The organism is Streptomyces sp. GL_148, from assembly GCF_057834205.1.
Genome location: NZ_CM174396.1, coordinates 3,674,335 through 3,700,347, shown reverse-complemented (window position 1 = coordinate 3,700,347; position 26,013 = coordinate 3,674,335). Strand labels below are relative to the sequence as shown.

Sequence of the window (26,013 nt, the reverse complement as noted above, 5' to 3'; positions counted from 1 at the left end):
TTCGGCGGGCGTATCGGTACTTGATGGGGGAGCAGTACATGGGCGGCATATCACGTCGAAGATTCCTGGTGACCACGGCGGCGGCGGGAACCGTCGTCGGCGGTGCCACGGCTGTCGCGGCCGCAGCGGAAGAGGGGCTGAGCGCGGCGGCCAGCGGTCCCTTCGACGTCACTTCGGCGGATCAGCAGTATGCGGATCTCGTCCGCGGGTTCAACCAGCGCTGGGTGGGCAACCCCGACTACGTCCGGATGGTCGCCTCACCGAGTCAGGCGGTCACCGCCGTGCAGGAGGCCGTCACCGCGGGCAAGCGGATCGCCGTGCGCAGCGGCGGCCACTGCTACGAGCCCTGGGTCAGCGACGGCATCAAGGTCGTCATCGACATGTCCCAGATGAACCGGGTGTCCTTCGACTCCTACCGGCAGGCGTTCGCGGTGGAGGCCGGCACCACGATCGTGGAGATCTACAAGGCCCTGTACAAGAACTGGGGGGTCACCCTCCCCGGCGGTACGTGCCCCACGGTCGGCGCGGGCGGACACGTGGCGGGCGGTGGCTACGGCGCGCTCTCCAGGCGGCACGGCCTCATCGTCGACCACCTGTACGGGGTCGAGGTGGTCGTGGTGGACGCCTCCGGCAAGGCCCGGCTGGTCACGGCGACCCGCGAGGCGTCGGACCCCAACCGGGACCTGTGGTGGGCGCACACCGGCGGTGGCGGCGGCAACTTCGGTGTGGTGACCCGCTACCTGTTCCGCTCGCCCGATGCCGCCGGCACCCCGCAGAGCCTGCTTCCCAAGCCTCCGGCCACGCTGCTGGTCAGCTCCGTCTCCTGGTCGTGGGCCGACCTCACGGAGCAGTCGTTCGGCCGGATCCTGAAGAACTACGGGACGTGGTGCGAGAACAACGCCTCCGCGTCCTCGCCGTACGCGGGCCTGTTCAGCCAGCTGAAGCCCGCGCCCAAGGCTGCGGGTTCGTTCTCCCTGACGACGGAGATCGACGCGACCCTGCCCGGCGCGGACCAGCTGCTCGACACCTTCCTGGCGGCCGTCAACCAGGGGACGGGCGTCTCCTTCCGCGTCGACGAGCGCAGGACCCTGCCGTGGCTGCACGGAGTCGAGTGGCCCGGCTTCACGGGCGGCGGCGACCCCACCAACCGCTTCAAGGGCAAGTCCGCGTACATGCGCAAGACCTTCACGGACGCCCACGTCGCGGCGTTCTACAAGCACCTGACGCGCCCGGACTACCCGTACCCCGGTGCCCTGGTGATGATCAGCTCGTACGGCGGCAGGGTCAACACGGTCTCCCCGACGGCGACCGCCGTGTCCCAGCGCAGCTCCGTCATGAAGCTCATGTTCGTGAACTTCTGGCGGGACCAGTCGCAGGACGCCTGGCACGAGGCCTGGCTCCGCGAGTTCTACCGGGACGTGTACGCCGACACCGGCGGCGTCCCCGTGTCCGGGGACATCACCGACGGCTGCTTCGTCAACTACGCCGACGGCGACCTCTCCAACCCGGCGTGGAACACGTCGGGCGTGCCCTGGCACGACCTGTACTACGGCGCCAACTTCCCACGGCTGCAGCAGGTCAAGGCCAAGTGGGACCCCAAGAACATCTTCCGTCACGCCCAGTCCATACCGCTGCCGGCCTGAACGGGGCGGCACGGCGGAAGACCCGTGAACACATGTCAACGCAGCACCGACTAGGAGTGAACAGATGAGTCTCAACGGCAAGGTAGCCATCGTCACCGGCGCCTCCCGCGGTATCGGCCGCGCGACGGCCGAGCGCCTCGGCCGCGACGGCGCCGCCGTCGTGGTCAACTACCAGACCAACGCGGAGGCGGCGCAGGAGACGGCCAAGGCCGTCATCGCGGGCGGCGGGAAGGCCATCACCGTCCAGGGCGACGTGTCGGTCGCCGCCGACGTCGCCGCTCTGTACGAGGCCGCGATCAAGGAGTTCGGCGGCGTCGACATCGTCGTCAACAACGCCGCGACCGTGGCCGCCGCGCCGGTGGAGTACATCAGCGAGGAGGCCTTCGACCGCCTCGTCGCGACCAACCTCAAGAGCGTCTTCCTCTCCCACCAGCAGGCCAGCAAGCACCTGCGGGACGGCGGCCGTGTGATCAACCTCGCCGCCGGACTGCCGTCGGCGGCCATCGCCTTCCTCGGCGCCTACGGCGCGACCAAGGTGGGGGTCGAGGTCCTCACCCGGTCGCTCGCCCACGCGCTGGGCGAGCGCGGCATCACCGTCAACGCCGTGGCCCCCGGCCCGACCGACACGGACATGCTCGCCCCTGAGGCGCGGGCCAACCTCGACACCCTGATCGCCCAGACCCCGCTGCGCAAGCTCGGGCAGCCGGATGACATCGCGGACGTCGTCGCCTTCCTGGCCGGCGAGGACGGCCGCTGGCTGACCGGCCAGACCATCCACGCCAACGGCGGCTTCGCGTAAGACCCCCGCAGCAGCCGCGAAAATGCCGCGGTCCGGGACCCGTGAGGGGGTCCCGGACCGCGGCATTCGCGTACGTCCACGGTCAGGCCGTGGCGACCGCCCGGCCGGCGGTGAGCCGCACGGTGTTCACCGTCGCGGAGGCCGTGTCGTAGAAGAGCAGGTCGTTCTCCGCGATGAAACCGGCCTCCTGCCGGCTCCGGTCCAGACCCGCGGAGGACAGGGTGGCGGTGAACGTGAAGGTGAGACGGCCCTCCTCGTCCTCACCGATCTCGTTGGTGATCTGGGTCAGCAGCGGGTTGTCCATCTGCGTGAAGACGATGCGCCGCTTCGGCTCCAGGGTGATCCGCTCCCGCAGGAGCATCGAACGGTCGCCCCGCAGCGCGATGCGCCGCACGAAGCCGCCGTCGAACTCCTCCAGCACCTCCGCGAAGCTGATCGACGGCACGTAGGAGACCGGGTTGGCCGCCTTGTGCACCAGGCTCTCCCAGAGCTCGTCGCGCTGGATCTCCGGGTACTCGGGGAGGCTGGGGTCGTTGACGAGCAAGGTGTAGGTGAAGACGACCATGGGTCGAACCTTTCGTGCGCTCCGGTAGCAAACGGCGTTGCCTTTCGCCGCAGCATGGCCTCCGCCCGGGTCCGGGGACATCCCAGTTTCACGCGATCTGCCGAGACCGGTTGCCGCCCGCCCGCCCGCCGCACGCGTCGCGAAGGATGGCGTGAAGACGTGATGCTGCGCATCGGGGCCCGCTTGACGATGGAGCAGCGTCACTGCACCGCTGCTCGCCCCAGCGAGACGCCGCAGCGAGACGCCGCGAGACGCCTTGAGACGCAGCCAGAAGCGCCCCCCGATGAAACGACGAATGGGACACCTCTCATGACCAACGACACCACGCCGAGTCGGAGCGGGGCCATGAGCCGCGCCGACTCCCCGGCATCAGGGAAGGCTGGAACGGCCGGTGGCCGCAGTCCCTGGGTGATGTTCTCGGTGCTGGCACTGATCGAGTTCATGTCGGTGATGGACGCCTCGGTGGTGAACATCGCACTGCCCGCCATCCGGGACGACCTCGGGTTCTCGACCACCGGCCTCGCCTGGGTCGTCGACGCCTATCTGCTCGGTTTCGCCGGCTTCCTGCTGCTGGCGGGCCGCGCCGCCGACGTCATCGGCCGGCGGCGGCTCTTCACCGCCGGTGTGGCCCTCTTCACGCTCGCCTCGCTGGGCTGCGCACTCGCGGCCGACGACTGGCAGCTGGTGGCCAGCAGGCTGCTGCAGGGCCTGGGCGCGGCCCTGGTCACCCCGGCGGCCCTGGCGATGATCACCGACATCTTCCCGGAGGGGGCGGAGCGCAACAAGGCGCTCGGCCTGTTCATGGGGATGGCCGGTATCGCCGCGCCGGTCGGCCTGGTGCTCGGCGGACTGCTCACCGCAGTCGGCTGGGAGTGGATCTTCGTGATCAACGTGCCGATCGGCATCGGCATCCTGCTGGCCGCCCTGCGGCTGCTGCCGGCCACCGGCCCGCAGGCGAACGCCAAGCTCGACGTGATCGGCGCGGTCACCGCCACCGCCGGACTGTCGGTGCTCATCCTGGCCGTGTCCCGCGGCGGCGCCCAGGGCTGGGGCTCGGCCGCGACAATGGCCGAGTTCGCCGCCGCCGCGGTGCTGCTCGTCGCGTTCGTCGTCCGCCAGCGCACGGCGGCCGACCCGGTCCTGCCGTCGGTGCTGCTCCGCATGCGGCCGCTGGTCATCGGCAACGTGGCCTTCACCCTGGTCGGCACCCTGCTGATCTCCACCTTCTTCATCATCACGATCTACCTCCAGCAGGTGCTCGGCTACGGCCCGGCGAAGGCCGGCCTGTCCTACGTGCCCATCCCGCTGGCCATGCTGGCCGGTACGCAGGTGGCCCCCCGCGTGTTGCGCTTCGGCCCGCCGAACGTCCTCATGGGCGGTGTCCTCATCCAGGCCGTGGCACTGGCCGCATGGGCGATGGTGATCGACGTCCAGGGCGGTTACCTCACGGGCTTCCTGCTGCCGGCGGTGCTGTGGTCCTTCGGCCTCGGAGTGTCCATCGTCGCGTCCTTCGTCGTCTGCACGATGGGGCTCACCGGCCCGATCGCCGGCGCCGGCTCGGGTCTCGCAACCACCAGCTACCAGGCGGGCGGGGCGATCGGCCTCGCCGCTCTCGTCGCGGTCGCCGACGCCCGTACCCACGCCGTGTCCACCACTCGGGCACCGCTGGAGGCCCTCGTGTCCGGCTACCAGGTCGCCCTGTGGTGCTCGGTCGGCGTGGCGCTCCTGGCGGCGCTGCTCACCCGGCTCATCCGTTTCGGCGCCCAGCCGCAGGCGGAGGCCCAGCCCTCGTAGCGAGTCCGGCCGGGGCCCGGACCGGGCCCCGGCGTCCGGGCCCCGGCGTCCGCGCCCCGCCCCTTCCTCCCGTTGCCCTTCCCCGTGCCGATCCCGCAGGAGCATCCGTGCTTGACCACGTCCCCTCCCTCCCCGACAGCGCGCCCGTACTGATCGTCGGTGCCGGACCGGTCGGTGCGACCCTCGCCCTCGAACTGGCCCACCACGGTGTGCGCAGCACCGTCGTCGAGCGCTCCACGACCGTCTCGGCGCATCCCAAGATGGACTTCATCAACGGCCGCAGCATGGAACTGCTGCGCCGCCTCGGCGTGACCGAGGAGATCCGCCGACGCGGTGTCGCGCCCGACGAGCCTTTCGACTTCCACTGGATCGCCGACCCCGCGCAGCCGCCCGTCTCGGTCTGGGGGTACCCCTCGGTGACGGGGGTCCGCCAGAAGTTCGCGGACGTCACCGACGGCTCGGCGCCGATCGAGCCGTACCAGCGGCTCCAGGGTTCGCTGCTGGAGGACGTCCTGCGCGAGCAGGTGCGCGAGCACCCGCTGATCGACCTGCGGGAGGGATGGGACCTGCTGGACCTGGTGGACGACGGTGACGGGGTGTCGGCGCGGCTGTCCGACGTGGTGCGCGGCACCGAGCACACCCTGCGCGCTTCCTACCTCGTCGGCTGCGACGGCGGCGGCAGCACGGTACGGCGGTGTGCGGGCATCGCGACGCAGCAGAGCGGCCCGAGCACCCGTCACTGCGACGTCTACTTCCGCAGTCAGGACCCCGCCCTGTTCCGCCACGGGAAGTTCTTCCTCACCATCTCCGCCGGCGGGGCGACGCTGGTGAACCGCGACGGCGGGCGTACCTGGACCGGCACGTTCGTCCTGCCCGACGGGGAACCCGAGCCGGACGAGCCGCTCGCCGTGGTCAAGGAGCGGCTGGGCTTCGACTTCGCGGCGGACGAGGTGCTCAACGTGGCGTACTGGTACGGGCGGCTGGCCGTCGCGGACTCGTACCGCGAGGGGAGGGTCTTCCTCGCCGGCGACTCGGCGCACCAGTTCTACCCGACCGGCGGGCACGGGGCGAACACCGGCCTCGGCGACGCCTGCGACCTCGGATGGAAGCTCGCGGCCACCCTGGGCGGCTGGGCCGGCCCGCGCCTGCTCGACTCCTACGAGGCCGAGCGCCGGCCCGTCGCACTCTTCAACCGCGAGATGTGCGCCAACCTCCTCGCCGTGTGGATGCGCTTCCCGCAACTGGCGGCTGCCGGCGCGTCCCGCCCCCAGCTCGCGGCCTACCTCGGCAAGGAGAGCTTCCAGATCGACAACCTGGGCATCCACTTCGGCTACCGCTACACCGGCTCTCCGGTCGTACGGCACGAGGACACGTCGGAGCCGGACTGGCAGTGGGAGTCGATCGTCCCGACCACTCTGCCCGGTGGCCGCGCGCCGAACGTACGGCTGGAGGACGGCGCACCGCTGTTCGACCGGCTGGGTGCCGGTTTCACCCTGGTCGACCTCTCCGGCGAGAACCGGGGCAAGGACCTGGTGGAGCAGGCACGGCGCAGGGGGATTCCGGTCGCGCTGCTCACCGTCGACAGCGCCGCCGTGCACGCCGTCTGGGAGCGCGATCTGGTGCTCGTCCGGCCCGACCACCACGTGGCGTGGCGCGGCGACGTGGCACCGGCTCCCCGCGCGTGGGACGAGCTGTTGGAGCAGGTCACCGGCAGCTGACCGATCTACGCACGAGTACTCAACCAACGGGGGAATGGGAATGTCAGGGATGGCCGACCGGTCCGGCACGCTGGTCGCCTCGACCGACGTGAGCGGCGTGGCCGAGGGCGACCTCGCGTATCCGGATCCGCAGGAGGCGCGGCAGCAGCCCGCCTGGGCGGACCGGCAACTGCTCGTGCGGGTGAGGCGGCAACTCGCCGCCTCGGCCCCGCTGGTCCGTGTCGAGGACACCGATACGTTGCGCCGCCTGCTCGCACGCGTCGCGGCAGGCGAACTCCACGTGGTCCAGGCCGGCGACTGCGCGGAGGACCCGGCCGAGTGCACACCCGGCTACGTGGCACGTAAGGCGGGCCTGATCAACGAGCTGGCGGAGGCGATCCGGACCGCCTCGTCCAAGCCCGTCCTGCGCGTGGGCCGGATCGCCGGGCAGTTCGCCAAGCCGCGTTCCCGCCCGACCGAACTGATGGGCGACCGGGAACTCCCGGTCTACCGCGGGCACATGGTGAACGGCCCACAGCCCGACCCCCGGGCCCGGCTCCACGACCCCGCCCGGATGCTGGCGTGCTACGAGGCCGCGAGCAGCGCGATGGCGCTCCTGGGGTGGTCCGGCGGGGATGCCCGCGGGCCGTCCGGCGCCCGGCCGCCGGCGGAGTCGCAGGTGGTGTCGCACGTGGAGTCGCAGGTGGAGTCGCAGGTGTGGACGAGCCACGAGGCGCTCGTACTGGACTACGAGGTTCCGCTGCTGCGACGCACGGCTGACGAGCGCCTGCTGCTCACCTCCACGCACTGGCCGTGGATCGGCGAGCGGACCCGGCAGCTGGACGGCGCCCACGTCGCGCTCCTGGCCCGTGTGGTGAATCCGGTCGCGTGCAAGGTGGGGCCGACGATGACGCCCGACGAGTTGCTGGCCCTGTGCGAGCGTCTCGACCCGGCACGCGAGCCGGGCCGTCTGACGCTCATCGCACGCATGGGCGCCGACGCGGTGGCCGCGAAGCTGCCGCCGTTGGTGGAGGCCGTCCGCAGGGCCGGCCACCCGGTCGTCTGGCTGACCGACCCCATGCACGGAAACACCGTCGCCGGTCCCGACGGCCTGAAGACCAGGTTCGTGGAGACGGTCCTCCACGAGGTGAGGGAGTTCCGGTCGGCGGTCCGCTCGGCCGGCGGCGTCCCCGGCGGGCTGCACCTGGAGACCACCCCCGACGAGGTCACCGAATGCGTGGCCGACCGCACACAACTCGACCAGGTCGGGGTCAAGTACACGAGTCTGTGCGACCCGAGGCTCAACCCCCGGCAGGCCGTCGCAGTGGCCTCCGAGTGGCGCGGATGACCGTGCGCTCAGCCGAGTTCCCCACACGACGAAACCAGCGGAGGTCCGTAGGAATGGAAGGCAAGACGGCGATCGTCACCGGCGCGGCGGGTGGGATCGCAGAAGCCGTGGTCCGCAACCTGGGCGAGCGGGGAGTCCGGGTCGCGGCGGTCGACAGGGATGCCGACCGGCTCGAGGAGACGGTGCGGCGACTGGTCTCGGCGGGACTGGCCGTCGAGGCGTTCCCCGCCGACGTGACCTCCGCCGAGGCGGTCGAGGCGATGGTGGAGGCGGTGGAACACCGGCTGGGTCCGGTGGAGTACCTGGTCAACGCGGCCGGAGTGCTGCGGCTCGGCGAGGCGCGGAAGCTGACCGACGACGACTGGGCCGCAACGTTCGCCGTGAACACCACGGGCGTCTTCCACGTGTCCCGTGCGGTGGTCAACCGCATGGTCGAACGCACGCGGGGGTCGATCGTCACCGTGGCCTCGAACGCGGCGGGAACGCCCCGCACGGACATGGCCGCCTACGCCGCCTCCAAGGCGGCGGCGACGATGTTCACCAAGTGCCTGGGTCTGGAGGTCGCCCAGTACGGCATCCGCTGCAACGTGGTGGCGCCGGGCTCCACCGACACCCCGATGCTCAGCTCGATGTGGCAGGACGAGACCGGCCGCCGGCAGACCGTCGAGGGCCGGCCCGAGGCGTACCGCGTCGGCATCCCCCTGGGCCGGGTCGCCAGCCCCGCCACGGTGGCGGAATCGGTCGTCTTCCTCCTCTCCGATCAGGCGTCCCACATCACGCTGCACGCCCTCACCGTCGACGGTGGCGCGTCGCTCGGCGTCTGACCACACCAGCACGCACAGCCTTTCTCCGGCCGCCGCCACGGAAGCCCGGCGCACCGGAACTCTGATCACGCGGGAGTTGTTCATGTCCGGCCTGCCCCCTGTCCACTCGTATCCCATGCCCACCGAAAGTGACCTGCCCGGCAACACGGCACCCTGGGTGCCCGACCCCCGCCGCGCGGTCCTGCTCGTGCACGACATGCAGCGCTACTTCCTCAAGCCCCTGCCCGCGGGCCGGCCACCGCACAACGAACTGGTCGCCCATGCCGTGCGGCTCCGCGAGCAGTGTGCCGAGTCCGGCATACCGGTGGCTTACACGGCGCAGCCCGGCGGCATGGACGAGCGGCAGCGAGGGCTGCTGAAGGACTTCTGGGGCCCCGGGATGCGCCCGGACCCCGCGGACCGGCAGGTCGTCGACGAACTGGCGCCGGCCGCCGGGGACCGGACGTTCACCAAGTGGCGTTACAGCGCCTTCTTCCGTTCCGGGCTGCTGGAATGGATGCGGGAGTCCGGCCGTGACCAGCTCATCCTGTGCGGGGTGTACGCGCACGTCGGCGTGCTGATGACGGCCGTGGAGGCGTTCAGCCATGACATCGAGACGTTCCTGGTCGCCGACGCGGTCGCCGACTTCTCGGAGAAGTACCACCGGATGGCGCTGGAGTACGCGGCGGAGCGCTGTGCGGTGGTCCTGACCACCGACTCCGTCGTCACCGCGCTGGACACGATGGTGGCGGCGCGATGACCCCGCAGGCAACCCCCGTACCGCAGGACCTGCTGGCCCGCGTCCTGGTCGCGAAGCCACCGCCCTTCGCGTTGCTGTACCGGCCCGAGACGATGGGGCCGGGGCTGCTGGAGGTGGTGACCGGCGACGTCTCCACGCTCGACTCACTGGCGCAGCTGCCCATCCGGACGCAGTCGGCGGCCGCGGGACGGCCGGAGCACGAGGTACTGGCGCTTCTCCCCTACCGCCAGATCGCGGAGCGCGGCTTCGCCTGCACCGACGACGGCGAGCCCCTGCTGGCCATGACGGTCACCGAGCAGGCCGTGATGACGGTCGCCGAGGTGGTACGCCGGATTCAGGACGTGCCGATCGAGGTCACCGGCAAGCACTTCGACGTGGACGACGAGACGTACGCCCAGATCGTGCGCCGGGTGATCAAGGACGAGATCGGCGAGGGCGAGGGCGCGAACTTCGTCATCCACCGCTCGCTCGTCGCGGACATCAGCGACTACACGCTCGCGCACGCCCTGTGCTTCTTCCGGCGGCTGCTCGCCTGCGAGCAGGGTGCGTACTGGACGTACCTGGTGCACACCGGGGAACGGACCCTGGTCGGTGCCAGCCCGGAGCGGCACATCAGCCTGCACGGCGGGGTCGCGGTGATGAACCCGATCAGCGGCACCTACCGCTATCCGGCGAGCGGCCCCACCCTGCCCGACGTGATGGAGTTCCTCGCGGACCCCAAGGAAACCGACGAGCTGTACATGGTCGTCGACGAAGAGCTGAAGATGATGGCCCGGATCTGCCCCGACGGCTGCCGTGTCACCGGGCCGCACCTCAAGGAAATGGCCCGGGTGGCGCACACCGAGTACTTCGTCGAGGGACGTACCACCCACGATGTGCGCGACATCCTCCGCGAGACCATGTTCGCGCCCACCGTCACCGGCAGCCCGCTGGAGAGCGCCTGCCGGGTGATCAGCCGCCACGAGCCGCGGGGGCGCGGTTACTACAGCGGTGTCCTCGCACTCGTCGGACACGACGGCGGCGGTGAGCGCACCCTCGACTCCTCGATCCTCATCCGCACCGCCGACATCGACACCGGCGGCCGGTTGCGCATCGGCGTGGGCGCCACGCTCGTACGGCACTCGGACCCCGAGTCCGAGGTCGAGGAGACCCACGCCAAAGCCGCCGGGCTGCTCGCCGCGCTGGAGAGCGACCACCGGTCGGGCTTCGGCGGCCATCCCGACGTCACTGCCGCGCTGGCCCGGCGCAACGATACGATCGCGGGGTTCTGGCTCGGCGAAGGCACCTACCGCGAACGCCCGGACCCGGACCTCGCCGGTCGTACGGCCCTCGTCATCGACGCCGAGGACACCTTCACGTACATGCTCGACCAGCAACTGCGGGCGCTGGGCCTCGAGGTGACCGTCAGCCGCTACGACGAGCCGTACCGCCTCGACGCTCACGACCTCGTGGTCATGGGACCGGGTCCGGGAGATCCGCGCGACACGGACCATCCGAAGATCGCTCACCTGAACGCCGTGACCCATCAACTACTCGACAGCCGCCGGCCGTTCGTGTCCGTCTGCCTCAGTCATCAGGTCCTCTCCGCCCGCCTCGGCTTCCCCCTGAGACGGCGCGACGTGCCCAACCAGGGGGTGCAGAAGGAGATCGACCTCTTCGGGAGCCGCGAAAGGGTCGGCTTCTACAACGCCTTCGCCGCCTGGAGCGGCGAGGACAAGGCCGACTGCGAGGGCATCGGCATCGTGGAGATCAGCCGCTCACTGGACACCGGCGAGGTCCACGCCCTGCGGGGGCCGCACTTCTCCTCCCTGCAGTTCCACGCCGAATCGCTGCTCACCCAGGACGGCTCGCGGATCCTGAGGGAGGCGATGGCCCGCATCCTGGCCGACTAGGGGGTCACCGTGCCGGGGGAGACGGGGTCGAGCTGTCCGGGGTGCCGTTCGTGGACCACTCGTTGGCGAAGTGCTCCATCTGCTTCAGGACCAGGTCGATGGCGTCCGGGGCCTCCTCCGGCGGGTACTTGCGGCGGGCCAGGAGTCGCTTGATGGCGCTGCGGAGGCGGGCGCGGACCGCCTCGCGGGCGATCCAGTCCGGCTTGAGCTTGCTGCGGACCTCCGCGACCAGCTCGCGGGCGATGTCGGCCAGCACGTCGTCGCCCATGACCGAGCGGGCAGTGCCGTGGTCGGCGACCGCGTCGTAGAAGGCGAGCTCGCGCCAGTCCAGCGGCGGCTCGAACCTCTCGCCGCGCCGGGCGTCCTCCATGACCTCCTTGGCCATCTCCACGAGCTTGGCGATGAGCTCCGCGCTCGTGCACTGCTGCCGCATGTACCGGACCATGAGGTCCTGCAGCCGCTCGGAGAACGTCGTCCGCCGGACGATGTTGTGCCGGGTCACCTCGCGCATCTTCCGCTCGATGAGCCGCCGCAGGGCCTCTGCCGCCAGGTGCGGGGTCTCGCTGCTCTGCAGCTTCAGGACGAGCGCGTCGTTGAGGTGCGTCAGGTCGGCGCTCTCCAGACCGGCCTCGGCGAGCAGGTCGCTCACCCCGCCGGTCTCCACGACCGAGGACGTCAGCTGCGCCAGGTACAGCTCGACGTCACGGGCTACGGGGAGGCCGCGGGCCTCGCGGTTCATCGCGTCGATCTTCGCCATGTAAGCGCGGACCTCGACGAAGAACTGGACGTCCCGCCGCCAGGCCGGGTGGTCCGGGAAGCGTTCGCCGATGTCGGTGGAGCTGCCGCAGAGCGCGTAGAAGCGCTCCAGGCGGTGGGCGTGCTCGCGGTAGCGCCGGCCGAGCGTCTGGCGGGGGTCGTCCAGCTTCTCCGGGTCGTTGCCCGCGGTGGCCGGGTCGAGGAGGTGGTTCGCGGCCCGGAGCGCGGCATCGATGAACGCCGTCTTGGAGGGCATGTCCAGCCGGGGCCGCCAGGCGAAGCCACGCAGCAGGCCGTCGAGGATGCCGTACTCGTTGCGCAGCTCGTCCAGCGCCCGGCCGAGGTCCTGGCCGAGCGTACGGTCCTTGCGGTCGGCGTCCGTGTACTCGGCGATCGCCCGCCGGAGGTTCTCGGTGAGCGGCGCGTACCCGACGAGGAGCCCGTCCTCTTTGCCCCGGAAGCGGCGGTTGACGCGGGCCAGGGCCTGCATCAGGCCGGCGCCCTTGAGGGGCCGGTCCAGGTACATGGTGTGGACGGGCGGCGCGTCGAAGCCGGTCAGCAGCATGTTGTTGACGATGAGCAGCTGGAGCTCGTCCTGCGGGTCCTTGGCCCGGTTGATGACGGCCTTGCGGCGGCTGTCGCTCAGGGCGTGCGCGAGGAGCCGCTGGGGGTCCTTGCGCGTGTTCGACGAGAACACGATCTTCATCGCGCCCTTCTCGAAGTCGTCGCTGTGCCACTCTTCCCGCAGCTCGCGCAGGGCGTCGTACACGCTGACGCAGATCTCGCGGGTGGCGCACACGATCATCGCCTTGCCGGGCGCGCCGCCCGTCCCGGAGGCGCCGACGAAGGGCTGCATCGCCTGACGGCGCGTCTCCCAGTGCTCTACGAGGTCGGCGCCGAGGTCCCGGATGCGGGCGGGCGCGCCGTACAGCGCGTTCATCGTGGCGACGGCCTGCTCGACGCGGGTGCGCTCGACGTCGTCGAGGCCGTCGGTGATCCGGTCGGCCTCCTCGTCGATGGTCGTCGGATCGACATCCCTGTCCATGACGAGCTGGACGACCCGGCTCTCGTGGAAGACCTTGACCGTCGCTCCGTCGTCGGCGGCCCGCTTGAGGTCGTAGCGGTCGATGTAGTCGCCGAACACCTCGCGGGTGTTGCGGTCGGCCTCGGAGATCGGCGTGCCGGTGAAGGCGAGGAGCGTGGCGTGCGGGAGCGCGTCGCGAAGGTGGCGGGCGTAGCCGTTGAGGTTGTCGTAGTGGCTGCGGTGCGCCTCGTCGACGACGACGATGATGTTGCGGCGGTCGGAGAGGAGCGGGTGGTCCGTGCCGGACTCCTTCTCCTCCTTGGTGCGCCCGAACTTCTGGAGCGTCGTGAAGAGGATGCCGCCGACCCGCTTGGCCGCGAGCTCCTCGCGCAGCTCGGCCCGGGTGAGGACCTGCTTCGGCGACTCCGGGAGGATCTCGCTCTCCAGGAACGTCGAGTACAGCTGGTCGTCGAGGTCGGTGCGGTCCGTGATGACGACGACGGTCGGGTTCAGCAGGGCCGGGTCCCTCATCACCATGGTGGTGGTGAGGACCATCTCCTCGGACTTGCCCGAGCCCTGCGTGTGCCAGACGACGCCGGCCTTCCCGTCCCTCGCCGCGGCCACCCGTACGGCCTCGGCGGCGCGGGTCACGGCGTGGTACTGGTGCGGCTTCGCGATCCGCTTCATCCGCTTCGACGGCACGAAGTTGATGAAGGACTTGACGAAGGAGAGGAAGCGGTCCTGGGTGAACAGGCCGTGCAGGGCCAGGTTCTGGCCCGCATCCCCTATCCCCTCGGCTTCGAGCGGCTCGACCCGCTCGCCGAGCTCGTCCGTGTTCCACGGCGCGAAGTGCTCGTACGGCGTGAACGGCGTGCCGTACTTGGCGGTGATGCCGTCCGAGACGAGGACGACCGCGTTGTACCGGAACGCGGTCGGGAACTCCTCGACGTAGCGGGCGAGCTGGGAGTGCGCGTCCTGGAGGGTCGCGTCCTCGTCGCCGGCGCGCTTCAGCTCCAGGACGGCGAGCGGCAGCCCGTTGACGTACAGCACGACGTCGAAGCGGCGGCGCTTCTCACCGTCGATGACGGTGACCTGGCCGAGGACGCGACAGACGTTCCCGTCCGGGTCGTCGAGGTCGACGAGCCGGACGGTCGGGTTGTGCTCGGCCCCGAAGGAGTCGGTGTACGTGACGGACCGGATGCCGGCGGTCAGGTAACCGTGCGCGGTCCGGTTCTCCTCGTACGTGTCCTGGGAGCCGGGCGTCGTCGCCGCGCCGACCGCGTCCCGGACGGCGTCCGGCGGCAGGTCCGGGTTGAGCCGCTCCACCGCCTCCCGGAGGTCCGGGTACAGGACGAGGTCCTTCCACGACTTCCGGTGCCCGGATCCGGGCGCGAACTCGTTGCCGGGGGCGGGCTCCCAGCCGAGCACGGCCAGCTCTTCGAGGGCGAGGAGTTCCCAGTCGGCCTCGTAGGGACGGTGGTTGTGGCGGTCGTCGTCGGGGGCGTCGGTCATACGTGGTCCTCGACGGTCTTCGCGGCGTCACGGACGCGGAGGCGGCCGGACAGGAGCTGGGGGAGGAGGGCGTCGCGGAGGGAGACGAGGGTCAGGGATTCCTGTTCGGCGACGAGAGCGCGGTCCCAGAGGGGGCCGATCTCGGCGTTCATGGTGCGCAGGGCCTCGGGTCCCGGAACGTGCACCGGTTCATCGAGGTGCTTGCGCTGGATGTGGCCCATGGTGGTCGCCTTGTCCGCGGCGATGGCCCGGAACTCGTCGATCTTCCGGTGCACGAGTTGGCTGACCAGCCATTGCGGGTACCCGTTCTTCGGGATGCACTTGAAGATGTGCTGGTTGATGATCGCCTCAGGGCGGAACCAACGTGCCACGGTCAGCGAGCCCGACCAGGCGAACAGCACGTCGCCGGGCCGGGCGAGGTGCTTCTCCGGTACATCGATGTCGTTGTAGACGGTGGAGCCCCCCGGACCGCTGTTGATCTCTGCGATGCGCACCACCATGCGGCCGGTTCCGGTGGAATCCTTGGTGAATGCACGGCCGTTGACGAATTCTGAAGTCTCCGACAGGGGGCGCTCGGTGGACTGGTCCGAGGAGTGCAGCATGGCGCGGCGGAAGAGCGAGCCGGACAGTTCGTCGGCCGTGGCCGTGATGCGCTCGTTGACGGCGATCTTGTCATCCAGGGCTCCCAGGACCGAGGCGATCGCCCTCTGCTCCCGGAGCGACGGAAGGGGAATCTCCACCGCGCGCAGTTCGCCCAGGCTCAGGTTGGCCTGCACGGACTGCACGACCCTCGACTGCGCCTTCTGCACACGCTGCTTGTCGCGGAGGCAGTAGAGGACGAAACGCGGCTCCACCACGCGGCGATCGGGCCTGATGATGGCCACGGCCTGGTTCGTGTTCCCCGGCGTGACGTCGGCGGTCACCTGAGCCGCCCGCCCGATGGTTCCCGCGATGGTGAACAGGATGTCGTCGACCTGGAGCGCCGAACGGCTCAGGGCCTCGTGGGTCTCCTCGTCGATGAACGCCGTCTTCCGCAGGTCGACGAGGCCGTCCGTCTGGATCGACTCGACCTTGACGAAGGGGATTCCCGAGGGCGTGAACGCCCGTCCGATGCTGGTCGGGGTCGTGCCCTTGGTGACGACCAGCGACACCTGGCCGATGGTGGTGACGTCCCACGAGGTCATCCGAGGCCTCCCGCGACGTCTGCCACGCCCTCGCCCGCGAGGCCTTCCGTCAGGTCGCCCAGCGCTGTGCGGACCGCCTTCTCCCGCTCCGCCGACTCGTCGAACAGCCCGAGCAGCTCCTCCGTCAGCGTGGCGATCCGCTCCGCCACTGCCTCCGGGCCGTGTTCTTCCACCTCGACGGCGCCCACGTACCGCCCCGGGGTCAGCACGTACCCGTGTGCGCGCACGGTCTCCAGGCCGGCCGAGAAACAGAAGCCCGGCTCGTCCGCGTACGTCAGGAGCTTGTCCTGCGCCGAGGCCGTCCCCCGCCATGCGTGGTACGTGTCCGCGACCTTCGCGAGGTCCGCCCCGGTGAACGCACGCTCCGTACGGTCGACCATCTCGCCCATCTGGCGGGCGTCGATGAAGAGGATCTGCCCCCGCCGGTCCGCCAGGCCCTTCGCCCCCTGCGGCGACTTGTCCTTCGCCAGGAACCACAGGCACGCCGGAATTTGCGTCGTACGGAAGAGCTGGGCCGGCAGCGCGACCATGCACGCCACCAGGTCCGCCTCCACCATCGACTGGCGGATCTCGCCCTCGCCGCTCGACTGGGAGCTCATCGAGCCGTTCGCCAGGACGATGCCGGCCGTGCCGCGCTCGCCCAGCTTTGCGACCATGTGCTGGAGCCAGGCGTAGTTGGCGTTGTTCTTCGGCGGGACGCCGTACTTCCAGCGTGCGTCGCTCTCGTCCCTCGCCCAGTCCTTGATGTTGAAGGGCGGGTTGGCCATGACGAAGTCGGCCTTGAGGTCCGGATGCTTGTCGTCGGCGAAGGTGTCGCCCCAGCGGGCGGCCAGGTTGCCGTCGATGCCGTGGATCGCGAGGTTCATCTTGGCCAGGCGCCAGGTGCGCTCGTTGAGCTCCTGGCCGTAGACCGCGATGTCGGCCTTGTGGCCGCGACCCCGGTGCGCCTGGATGAACTTGCTCGCTTGGACGAACATGCCGCCCGAACCACACGCCGGGTCGTACACGCGCCCGTTGTACGGCTCCAGGATTTCCACGATCAGCCGGACGACCGACTGCGGGGTGTAGAACTCGCCGCCCCGCTTGCCCTCCGCCCGCGCGAAGTTGCCGAGGAAGTACTCGTACACCTCGCCCAGCACGTCCTGCGCCGGCTTGTCCTCGGTGCCGGCGAACCGCGCGTCGCTGATGAGGTCGACGAGTTCGGCCAGGCGCTTCTGGTCGACGTTGTCGCGGTTGAAGATCTTGGGGAGGACGCCGGTCAGCGCGGCGTTCTCCCGCATGACCGCGTCCATCGCCTCGTCGAGCAGCTTGCCCACGCCCTGGCTCTTGGCATTGGCCGCGATCCAGGACCAGCGGGCGGTCTCCGGGACCCAGAAGACGTGGGCGCCGGTGTACTCGTCGCGGTCCTCCAGGAAGTCGCCGATCTGGTCCTCGGAGATGCCGTCCTCGGCGAGCTCCTTGGCCAGTTCGCCCCGGCGCTCCTCGAAGGCGTCGGAGACGTACTTCAGGAAGATCAGGCCGAGGACGAACTCCTTGTACTGCGCGGCGTCGATGGAGCCGCGCAGCTTGTCGGCGGCCTTCCACAGGATCGCCTGGATCTCCTTGGCGGTGGAGGCGCTGAACAGCTCCTCCTGCTCCGTGGGCTTCTTCTTGCGCGGGGGCATGAGGCGGGCCTCTCCTTCAGTCGTCGGTTCCGGGAAGCCCGGGCAGGTTCTGGATGGTCAAGGTGCCGTCGGCCATGCCGCCGGCCGTGATGCGGGCCAGGTCGTCGAGGGCCTCGGCCTGCTGCCGCAGCAGCTCCGCCCGGCGCTCGATCCCGGCGAGCACGGCCTCGTACCGCTCCAGCTCCTCGCTCCCCAGGTCCGGGACGCCCAGGTCCTCGATGCCGCGCGAGGCCCGTACGGCCCCGCTGGTCCGGCCGTGCTCGCGGGCGGCGGCCCGCAGCAGCGCCGCCAGGACCCGGGGCCGGACCGGAGGGTCGGCATCGGGGTGCACGCGCAGGATTCGGGCGGGTGCGACGACGACCGACAGGCCCTCGGTGTCGACGTGGACGCCGAAGCGCGGGCTGGTGGTGACGACGAGGTCGCCGGGCTCGGTGAACTGGACGTGCTCGTACGCGGTGAAGACCAGGCCCCGGTCGATGCGACGGCTGCCGAATCGAGCGCTGCCGAGGATCTCCTCCGGCCCGATCACTGCGTAGTGGCCGCCGGGCGAGAGGTGCTCGGGGGCGATGCGGTGGCCGGGGCGGCGGCGCAGGCGGCAGTCCTTGAGGAGACGGCGGACGGTGGTGCGGCGCACCGGCTGGTCCTCGGGGCGCAGGACGGCCCCGGTCTTCAGGGAGCCGTCGGTGTCGGCCCGGCGCGTCACGCGCTCGTCGAGTTCGGCGAGGTGCCGTTCCATATCGGCGATGCGGGCGGGGCGTTCCGCGACGGCGCTGGTGTACCGGGCCTCGGGGGAGCGGTGCTGAGGGGTGAAGCCGGAGCCGGGCCTGTCGTCGAGTTCCTTCGCGGGGACGATGGCCGCGTGGCGGGGCTCGTGCCGACGGTCTCCCCGCCAGTCGGACGCCCGCCAGATGGCGATGTCCTCGGCGAGCACGTCGAGGACCGGCCCGGTGAGCGGCTGGGCGGAGTAGTCGGCGAGGAGGACGCGGCCCGCGCGCTCGTCCTGGGGAGTGCGGGTCAGGATCCAGACGGCGGTGCGGTAGCCCGGGCGGTAGGCGAAGGCCCCGTCGGGCAGGCTGATCGCCGCCTTGAGGAGGCCCTTGCCGAGGAAGGAGCGGCGCAGCCGGTCCGCGTCGCCGTGCCGGGGAAGCGGGTGGATGAGCGCGTCGGCCGGGCCGAGGACGACGGCCGCCCGGCCGTCGGCAAGGTAGTCGGTGAGGTCCTGGATCCGTTCCAGAGCCCGGTGTGCGCTGCGGGTCTCGCCGGCTTCGTAGGGGAGGGCGCAGACCAGCACGTCGGGGTCGCCCCAGTCGTTCGTGGACAGCTCCTCGCCCTCGGTGACGTCGAGGGAGAACTCGAACACGCCCCGGACGAGCATCCGGCGCCGGACGAGACGGGCGAGCGTCGGATCGGGCTCGGCCGCGAGGTAGGTGTGACCGGAGTCCTCGGGCGCCGCCGCGTGCAGGGCGGCGAGCAGGTCGCCGCTGCGGGCGTACGGGGTGGCGAGGACGGACTCGTCGGCCAGGGCGCCGGCGCCGGCCAGGGCCGCGAGGGCGCGGGCCACCACGGGGGTGGGCTCGTCGGTGGCCAGGTCGTGGGAGCCGAGGCGGCGGCGGGCCTCCAGGACCCAGTCGAAGGCTTCGGCGGGAGTGTAGGCGGCCTCGGTCAGTTCGTCGGCGAGTGCGCCCAGGGCCGGGCCCAGGTGGTCCGGGTCGGGGACGGCCCGTAGCTCGGAGAGGAGGAAGGCGTCCTCCGCGTCGAGGCCGGCGGCCTGATCGAGGAGGGCACCCCAGGCGTGCTCGCCGACGGGAGCGTCGCACTGCTGGCGCAGGCAGATCAACGCCGTCAGCGCACCCACGAGAACGGGGGCGGAGAGGCCGCAGGACCGCCAGGCGGAGAGGGTGTGCAGCGCGGCCTCGGCCCGCAGGCGGCGGGGCTCGGCGTTGCCGCGGCCGGTCCGGACCAGCCAGTCCACGACCTCCTGGGCGTCGAAGAGCGGGCTGCCGCTCTCGCGGGCCACTGGTGCGGGGAAGTCGCAGTGGCGCCGGCTCCAGGTGGTGGGGACGGGCCGCTTCACCTGCGCGAGGGCGGCGATCTCGGCGTAACCGATACGCCGGGACAGGGGGCCGGGCAGGATGGGGGAGCCGTCGACCGGAGTCGGGGTGCTCATCGGTCCCCCTCCCGTGGACTTTCGCGGACGTCCACGGAGCTCCGTGAATCGCGTCCGCCGTGACGGCTCGGGGGAGCCGTCGGCGACGGACCACAGAAGCCTACCGCCGATCAAGAGAAGACCCCTCGATGGCCTGGTAACCCCCCTTATCGCCATGGGGAGTTGATTCCTTCGCGTGGAGTGACAGGTTTCCCCTCGTTCGTTCGCAGGCGGCGCAGCGGACGGCATCATGCGCTTCCTGAGGTGCAACAGATCCGGAGAGGGAAAAGATGAACCACGCGGCAGACGAGCTCGAACAGTCTCGGCTCCAGAAGGCCGTCGAGACGATCGCCATCACGCCGGAGGCGGCCACTGAGCTCGTCGGCGGTTACCGTGCGACCTTCGAGAACAAGTTCAAGCGGGAGCCCGAGAGTCCGGAGGACAAGCGCAGGATCGCCGGCAAGATCATTGGCCGGTACTCCAAACTTTCGGCAGCCGCCGGGGCGGCCACCGCGGCCCCGAGCGTGATTCCGGGGGTCGGGACGGCGGTCGCGGTCCTGGGCGGCGGTCTCACCGATGCCGCCGTGGCACTCAAGCTTCAGATCGACATGTGCATGTGCCTGGTCGAAGTGTTCGAGACCAAGCTGAGCAGTGAGGACAAGAAGCACCTCGCCTTCGTGCTCGCGTTGGCGGGTTCGGCGGAACAGCTGGCGACGAAGGGCGGCAAGGCGGCGGTCCTGAAGATCGCCGAGAAGCTCGTCTACCAGTACCTGCGAGGACCCGCCCTGGTCACGATCAAGCAGTTGTTCAAGCGGGTGTCCATCACCTTCACCCAGAAGGCGATGGCCAAGGCGATACCGGCCGGCATAGGTGTCGCTTTCAGCAGTTCGACCAACTACGTCCTGACGACGGTGGTGGGCAAGGTCGCCGTCGCCGTCCTGGCCAAGGACGTGTTGTAGCAGCGCCTCATCGGATCGAAGGGAGGCCCCGGCCCCGGAGGTACGGCTCTGCCGAGCCGCCCGGCGCCGGGGCTCCTCCGCTTTACGCAACTGTGATCGCTCGCATGTCCCGGACTGTCTCTTTTGCCGGAGCGCCAGGGTGATCTAATGGTCGCCTTGCCGCCGAAGGGGCTCCAAAAACCTTCGGCGGGACCGGAATTGGCAGCTCGCGGGGGACCTCCGGATGGATGATCAGAAGCAGCCGCCGCCCGCGGGGCTCCCCCGCCGGCGCAGGTGGGTCGTCGGGGTGGCGGCCGGGTCCCTGCTGCTCTCCGGTGTCGGTGTGGCGGTCGCGCAGGTGATCAAGTCGCCTGCCCAGGCCGCCGCGGACTCCGAGGCCCCTCCGCCGAGCGTGCTGACGGCCCCCGTGGAGCAACGGGTGCTGGTCGCCTCGGTGGTCGTCCGCGGGACCGTCACCGCGCAGCAGTCCGTGGACGTGACCCCGGTGGGCGGAGCCCCGGGCGCGGCCGCCGCCGTCGTCACGAAGCTGCCGGTCGCCGTGGGGGGCCGGGTCGAGGAAGGCCAGGTGCTGCTGGAGGTCTCCGGGCGCCCGGTCATCGCGCTACGGGGCACCCTCCCGGCGTACCGGGACCTCAAGCCCGGCTCCGAGGGCGGCGACGTCGCCCAGTTGCAGCAGGCGCTCGCCCGGCTGGGCCACGGCACGGGCGCGGACGGAGCAGGGCGTTTCGGGGAGGGCACGAAGGCGGCGCTGTCGGCGCTCTACGCCTCCGCGGGCTACGACCCGCTGCCCGCGCTGCCCGACGCAAACGCCTCCGTGGGCGACGCGCGCACGGCCGTGACCGCGGCGGAGCGCGCCGTGGAGGACGCGCGGGATGCCCTGGACCGGGCCAGGCGGGCCGCCTCCGCCCCGCCTCCGGCCGCGCCCACCCCTCCGGCCGCGCCCACCCCTCCGGCCGAGCCCACCCCTCCGGCCGCTGCATCCCCTTCGCCGGGTGCTCGCGGCGCCGGTCCGCGGGCGGTTGACGGCAAGGGCTCCGGCGGCGAAGCCGAGGCCGACTTGAACGGGATGCGCAAGCAAGTGGAGCGCGCCAAGGAGGACTTGGGCACGGCACGGGCCCAACTGGCGGAGGTTCTGACGGCGGCCGGCCCGATGGTGCCCGTCGCGGAGGTGGTCTTCCTGTCGAGCTTTCCCGCCCGGGTGGACTCGATCGCCTCCAAGGTCGGGGCGCAGGTGTCCGGCAAGGTGCTCACCGTGTCGGCCGGAGACCTCGTGGTCAACGGCTACCTCCAGGAGTACCAGAAGGGTTTGGTGCAGCCGGGGAAGCAGGTGGAGATCGTCTCCGAGGTCACCGGCGTGACCGCGGCGGCCTCGGTCGCCTCCGTCGCCGACACGCTGGGGCAGGAGCAGCCCGCCACCGGCACGGGACAGCCGTCGGGTCAGCAACCGCCCGGGCCCAAGGGTTACTTGATGGTCGTCCAGCCCAAGACTTCGCTGGACCCCAGGCTGGCCGGCCAGGACGTGCGCCTGACGATCGAGGCGGCGTCGACGGGCGGCGAGGTCCTGGTGGTTCCGGTCTCGGCGGTCTCGGCCGCCGTGGACGGCAGGACGTACGTGACCGTGCTGGAGGAGGACGGCGTCCGCCGCCGGGTGCGCGTGACCACCGGGACGACGGGCGACGGCCACGTCGAGGTCAGGCCCGCCGAGGGCGACCGCCTGGCCGAGGGCGACCGTGCGGTCGTGGGCGTACGCAGCGGGCCGAACGGGTCGCCGAACGGGTCGCCGAACGGGTTGCCGGACGGATCGCCGAACGGATCGCCGAACGGGTCGCCCGACGGATCGCCGAGCAGTGTCCAAGGCGGGCCGGAGAAGGAGCGATGACCCCGCCGCCACAGCCCGGCGCCCCCGCCGTCGTCGAACTCCGGCAGGCGGGTCTGACCTACCCGGGCCCCCCGCCCGTGCAGGCCCTGGCGGCCTGCGACCTCGCCGTGGAACGGGGAGAGTTCCTCACCGTCGTGGGCCCCTCCGGCGCGGGCAAGTCCACGTTCCTCAACATCGTCGGGCTGCTCGACGCCCCCACCACCGGCAGCTACCTGCTGGACGGGGTCGACACCGGCACCCTGCGGGACGCCGACCGTACGGCCCTGCGCGCCCAGCGCATCGGCTTCGTCTTCCAGGCGTTCCACCTGCTCCCGCACCGCACCGCCTGGGAGAACGTCGCCCTGGCCCTGGTCTACCGGGGGAGCGGCCGCGCGGAGCGGCGTACCAGGGCCCGGGAAGCGCTCGACCGGGTCGGCCTCGGCCACCGGGCGGACGCCCTGCCGACCACCCTCTCCGGCGGTGAGCGCCAGCGCGTGGCCATCGCCAGGGCCCTGGTGGGAGCCCCGTCGCTGTTGCTCTGCGACGAGCCGACCGGCAACCTCGACACCACCACGGCCGGTTCGATCCTGGAGCTCGTCGACGAGCTCCACCGGGACGGCATGACGGTGGTGGTCATCACCCACGACCCCGCGGTGGCGTCCCGCGGCGACCGCTCCGTGGCCATCCGCGACGGCGTACTGAGCGAACTGGTGCGCCCGTGAACCCCCTTCGGCCCCCGCACCGCCCCCGGCTCCGCCTCCCGCTCCGCCTCCGCCGCTCCGCGCGCCCCGCACGCCCCGTATCGCGCTCCCGGTTCGCCTGGCGGGAGCTGCTCTCGGAGTGCCTGGCCGGCGTCCTGCAACGCCCCGGCCGCTCCGCGCTCACCGCGGTGGGCACCGTACTGGGCGTCGGTACGTTCGTGGCCGTCCTCGGGCTGACCGCCACGGCCTCCTCGCAGATCGACGAGCGGTTCAACACCCTGACGGCGACCGAGGTGACCGTCGAGGACGTCTCCGCGCAGACGAGCGAGTTCGTGGACCCGGCCTTCCCGCCCGACGCCGACGAGCGGGTGTCCCGCCTCAACGGCGTACGGCACGCCGGCGTCTACTGGACCGTCCGGCTCGGCGCGGGCCAGGCCGTGGGGTCCACCCCCGTGGGCGGTCCGGCGGCCGGCGCGGGGTCCGGGGACCTCCCGGTCGTCGCCGCCTCCTCCGGAGCGCTCGCCGCCGCGGGCCCCACCCTCTCCCAGGGCCGGGTCCACGACGCCTGGCACGATGCCACCAAGCAGCGCGTGGCCGTGATCGGCAGCGGTACGGCGTCCCGGCTCGGCATCACCACCCTGGAGACCCGGCCGGCCCTCTTCATCGGAGACCACGGGTTCACCGTCATCGGGATCGTCGAGGACGTCGAGCGCAAGGCCGACCTGCTGCTGTCCGTGGTGGTCCCGCGCTCCACGGCACAGGAGCTCTGGGGCGTTCCGAAGGGCGATGCCAGGATGCTCGTCTCCACCCGGCTGGGGGCGGCCCCCCAGGTCGCCGCCGAGGCGCCGACGGCGCTCTCGCCCTCGCACCCCGAGTACTTCAAGGCCGTCCCGCCGCCCGATCCCAGGACCCTGCGCGCGCACGTCACCGCCGATCTCGACGAGCTGTTCCTCCTCCTCGCCTCCCTCTGCCTCTTCATCGGAACGATCGGCATCGCCAACACCACCCTCGTCGCCGTCATGGAACGCACCGGCGAGATCGGGCTGCGCCGCGCCCTGGGCGCCCGTACCCGGCACGTCACCGCACAGTTCCTCGCGGAGTCCGCGGCCCTCGGCTGCCTGGGCGGCCTGATCGGCACGGCCCTCGGCACGATCACCGTGGTGGCGGTGGCCCTGGTCCGCGACTGGACGCCCGTCCTGCACCCCGGCATCGTCGCGGCCGCCCCCGCGCTCGGCCTCGCGACGGGCCTGCTGGCCGGCATCTACCCCGCCTGGCGGGCCAGTCGCGTACAGCCGGCCGAGGCCCTGCGCCGCTGAGGCCCTGCGCCGCCGACGCCCGGTCCCCTCCGGGGGCTCACCGCGTCAGGAACCGCGCCCGCAGCCGCTCCGTCGTGGCCGGCGTGATGCCGACCTCGTCCGCGAGGTAGGACCGGACCGAGCCGTAGCGGGTGGCGAGACCGGCCAGGGTCAGGCTCAGGACCTCGGCGGGCGCACGGCCGTACGAAGGCCAGCGCATCGTGCGGCCGGGGTTGGCGGTGTGCCAGTCGGCCGTCAGGCGGGCGGTCGCCAGCTCGGTCAGGGCGAAGTCCGCGAGGATCTGCTCCACGTCCACACCGAGGAGGGTCAGGACGAGCGCGGCGATCAGGCCGGTGCGGTCCTTGCCGGAGGTGCAGTGGAAGACCGCCGGGCCCGGGCCTTCGGCGAGCAGCTCGATCGCGGCGCGGATCTCCGCCACCCCGTCCTCGGCGACCTCGGCGAACCGGTCCGCGAGGAACCGCCACGGGTCGGTGTCCGGGTCGATCTCGGCCTGGTCGTACGGCCGGTGCTCGATGCTGTGGTTGGCGTACGTGAACCGCTCGGGCTCCGGTATCCGGCCCTTCGCCTCGATCTCCCAGGGGTAGCGCAGGTCGATGACCGTCTGCACGCCGAGCTCCAGGAACCGCTCCCAGTCGGCGCCCGCGAGCTTCCCGAGCGAGTCCGCCCGGTAGAGGGCGCCCCACACGACGGTGGCGCCGTCCTGCGTGCGATAACCGCCCAGATCGCGGAAGTTGTGCAGTCGCTCGAACTCGATGTGACGGGTCATGCGCGGATCCCCCCGATGTCGTACCGATACCGATGATCTTCCTGCGGACCGAGAGGCTACTCCGGCGCCGGCTCAGCCCATCCGCAGGGCCGCCGCGAAGTCCATCTTGTCCTCCAGCCGGCTCAGGTTGCGCCCGGTCAGCGCCTCGATGCGGCTGATCCGGTAGCGGCCTTCCGGGCCTTCCGGGCCTCCCGGGTGCCCGCCCGCCCCCGCGGCCCCCGCCGTGAGCCGGGCCGCCGCCTCTTCCTCGTCGAACAGCGCCTGCCGGCTCTCCGCGTCGTCGGCGGCGGCGGCCGAGCCGGCCAGCGCCAGCAGCCGTTCGGCGGCGCGCCGCCGCATCGTGCGGTCGGTGTCCCGGCCGCCGCGCTCCACCGCGACCAGCCGCGCGAGCCGGTCCAGCAGGTCGACGCGTTCGTCGTTCCAGTCGGAGCTGTCGGCCTCGACGGCGATCAGCCAGTCGGTCAGGCCACGTACTCGGTGACCGAGTTGAACGGCACCTCCACGCCCACCGCGAGCAGCGGCAGCCCGTACCGGGCGCAGGCCTCCACCAGATCCTCGGGGACGTGGCCGAACCGTGCCTCGCCCGCGCCCAGCGCCACGGCGCCCGCCTCCACGAGGACGCGGACGAACGCGTCGGACGGGTCGGACGGGTCGGCCCCCGCGTCCTGCCGGTGCCGCCGGTGCCAGGCCAGTCCGGACAGCACCAGGTCCCCGGGGGACACGAAGCGCCCCGGGTCGGGCAGGTCGATGGTCACCGTGCCCAGCACGGGCCGGTCGAGGTCCCGCTCGCCGCCCGGCAGGCCCAGCAGGCGCAACAGACACGGGT

Annotated in this window: 19 protein-coding genes and 1 pseudogene; 12 read left to right on the top strand and 8 right to left on the bottom strand. The window is 71.5% G+C overall.

Annotated elements, in window-relative coordinates:
* The first annotated feature begins 68 nt into the window (after positions 1-68).
* Together AC3IYI_RS16705 and AC3IYI_RS16700 are read left to right on the top strand one after the other, a co-directional pair.
* Positions 69-1,643, top strand: coding sequence for an FAD-binding oxidoreductase (locus tag AC3IYI_RS16705; protein WP_489410920.1), 1,575 nt, complete (start codon positions 69-71; stop codon positions 1,641-1,643).
* A gap of 64 nt (positions 1,644-1,707) precedes the next feature.
* Positions 1,708-2,442 (top strand): SDR family oxidoreductase, encoded by a 735-nt coding sequence (locus tag AC3IYI_RS16700; protein WP_489410919.1) that lies wholly within the window; start codon positions 1,708-1,710, stop codon positions 2,440-2,442.
* Positions 2,443-2,524: 82 nt separating this feature from the next.
* Here AC3IYI_RS16700 and AC3IYI_RS16695 read toward each other — a convergent pair whose 3' ends face one another.
* Entirely contained in the window at positions 2,525-3,007 is a 483-nt protein-coding gene (locus AC3IYI_RS16695; protein ID WP_489410918.1) for an SRPBCC family protein, read from the bottom strand.
* 309 nt (positions 3,008-3,316) lie between these two features.
* On the opposite strand from AC3IYI_RS16695, the gene AC3IYI_RS16690 reads away from it, so the two are divergent.
* The 6 genes from AC3IYI_RS16690 to AC3IYI_RS16665 all read left to right on the top strand — a co-directional run bounded on the left by AC3IYI_RS16690 (position 3,317) and on the right by AC3IYI_RS16665 (position 11,301).
* On the top strand, positions 3,317-4,801 hold the full coding sequence (locus tag AC3IYI_RS16690; RefSeq protein WP_489410917.1) for an MFS transporter: 1,485 nt from the start codon (positions 3,317-3,319) through the stop codon (positions 4,799-4,801).
* Positions 4,802-4,908: 107 nt separating this feature from the next.
* A complete protein-coding gene (locus tag AC3IYI_RS16685; RefSeq protein WP_489410916.1) occupies positions 4,909-6,519 on the top strand; it encodes an FAD-dependent monooxygenase in 1,611 nt (536 codons plus the stop codon).
* A gap of 40 nt (positions 6,520-6,559) precedes the next feature.
* On the top strand, positions 6,560-7,846 hold the full coding sequence (locus AC3IYI_RS16680) for a 3-deoxy-7-phosphoheptulonate synthase (RefSeq protein ID WP_489410915.1): 1,287 nt from the start codon (positions 6,560-6,562) through the stop codon (positions 7,844-7,846).
* Between the two features lie 53 nt (positions 7,847-7,899).
* Positions 7,900-8,670 (top strand): 2,3-dihydro-2,3-dihydroxybenzoate dehydrogenase, encoded by a 771-nt coding sequence (locus tag AC3IYI_RS16675; RefSeq protein ID WP_489410914.1) that lies wholly within the window; start codon positions 7,900-7,902, stop codon positions 8,668-8,670.
* A gap of 82 nt (positions 8,671-8,752) precedes the next feature.
* Positions 8,753-9,409, top strand: a complete 657-nt coding sequence (locus tag AC3IYI_RS16670; RefSeq protein ID WP_489410913.1) for an isochorismatase family protein — start codon at positions 8,753-8,755, stop codon at positions 9,407-9,409.
* Entirely contained in the window at positions 9,406-11,301 is a 1,896-nt protein-coding gene (locus AC3IYI_RS16665) for an anthranilate synthase family protein (protein ID WP_489410912.1), read from the top strand. The genes AC3IYI_RS16670 and AC3IYI_RS16665 overlap by 4 nt, the downstream gene beginning before the upstream one ends.
* A gap of 4 nt (positions 11,302-11,305) precedes the next feature.
* On the opposite strand, the gene AC3IYI_RS16660 is transcribed toward AC3IYI_RS16665, so the two are convergent.
* From AC3IYI_RS16660 to AC3IYI_RS16645, 4 genes are read right to left on the bottom strand one after another with little or no spacing between them, the layout of a single operon-like run.
* The gene (locus AC3IYI_RS16660; protein WP_489410911.1) at positions 11,306-14,593 is read right to left on the bottom strand and encodes a type I restriction endonuclease subunit R; all 3,288 of its coding nucleotides are present in this window, start codon (positions 14,591-14,593) and stop codon (positions 11,306-11,308) included.
* Positions 14,590-15,777 (bottom strand): restriction endonuclease subunit S, encoded by a 1,188-nt coding sequence (locus tag AC3IYI_RS16655; protein WP_489410910.1) that lies wholly within the window; start codon positions 15,775-15,777, stop codon positions 14,590-14,592. Before AC3IYI_RS16655 ends, AC3IYI_RS16660 begins: the two co-directional genes overlap by 4 nt.
* A complete protein-coding gene (locus tag AC3IYI_RS16650; RefSeq protein WP_489410909.1) occupies positions 15,774-17,441 on the bottom strand; it encodes a class I SAM-dependent DNA methyltransferase in 1,668 nt (555 codons plus the stop codon). Before AC3IYI_RS16650 ends, AC3IYI_RS16655 begins: the two co-directional genes overlap by 4 nt.
* A gap of 16 nt (positions 17,442-17,457) precedes the next feature.
* Positions 17,458-19,608, bottom strand: a complete 2,151-nt coding sequence (locus AC3IYI_RS16645) for an N-6 DNA methylase (RefSeq protein WP_489410908.1) — start codon at positions 19,606-19,608, stop codon at positions 17,458-17,460.
* Positions 19,609-19,877: 269 nt separating this feature from the next.
* Here AC3IYI_RS16645 and AC3IYI_RS16640 point away from each other — a divergent pair, with 269 nt between their 5' ends.
* The 4 genes from AC3IYI_RS16640 (at position 19,878) to AC3IYI_RS16625 (ending at position 24,421) form a co-directional block, all read left to right on the top strand.
* A complete protein-coding gene (locus AC3IYI_RS16640; RefSeq protein WP_489410907.1) occupies positions 19,878-20,546 on the top strand; it encodes a hypothetical protein in 669 nt (222 codons plus the stop codon).
* A 223-nt stretch (positions 20,547-20,769) separates the two neighbouring features.
* Positions 20,770-22,425, top strand: a complete 1,656-nt coding sequence (locus tag AC3IYI_RS16635; protein ID WP_489410906.1) for an efflux RND transporter periplasmic adaptor subunit — start codon at positions 20,770-20,772, stop codon at positions 22,423-22,425.
* Entirely contained in the window at positions 22,422-23,126 is a 705-nt protein-coding gene (locus AC3IYI_RS16630; protein WP_489410905.1) for an ABC transporter ATP-binding protein, read from the top strand. Before AC3IYI_RS16635 ends, AC3IYI_RS16630 begins: the two co-directional genes overlap by 4 nt.
* Positions 23,123-24,421, top strand: coding sequence for an ABC transporter permease (locus AC3IYI_RS16625; protein WP_489410904.1), 1,299 nt, complete (start codon positions 23,123-23,125; stop codon positions 24,419-24,421). The genes AC3IYI_RS16630 and AC3IYI_RS16625 overlap by 4 nt, the downstream gene beginning before the upstream one ends.
* A gap of 37 nt (positions 24,422-24,458) precedes the next feature.
* Here the strand turns inward: AC3IYI_RS16625 and AC3IYI_RS16620 are convergent, their stop codons facing one another.
* The 3 genes and pseudogenes from AC3IYI_RS16620 to AC3IYI_RS16610 all read right to left on the bottom strand — a co-directional run bounded on the left by AC3IYI_RS16620 (position 24,459) and on the right by AC3IYI_RS16610 (position 26,002).
* Positions 24,459-25,187, bottom strand: a complete 729-nt coding sequence (locus AC3IYI_RS16620) for a tyrosine-protein phosphatase (RefSeq protein WP_489410903.1) — start codon at positions 25,185-25,187, stop codon at positions 24,459-24,461.
* A 72-nt stretch (positions 25,188-25,259) separates the two neighbouring features.
* Positions 25,260-25,355 (bottom strand): annotated as a pseudogene (locus tag AC3IYI_RS16615) (helix-turn-helix domain-containing protein); the annotation flags it as partial.
* A gap of 293 nt (positions 25,356-25,648) precedes the next feature.
* Positions 25,649-26,002 (bottom strand): PucR family transcriptional regulator ligand-binding domain-containing protein, encoded by a 354-nt coding sequence (locus tag AC3IYI_RS16610; protein ID WP_489410902.1) that lies wholly within the window; start codon positions 26,000-26,002, stop codon positions 25,649-25,651.
* Positions 26,003-26,013 lie beyond the last annotated feature (11 nt).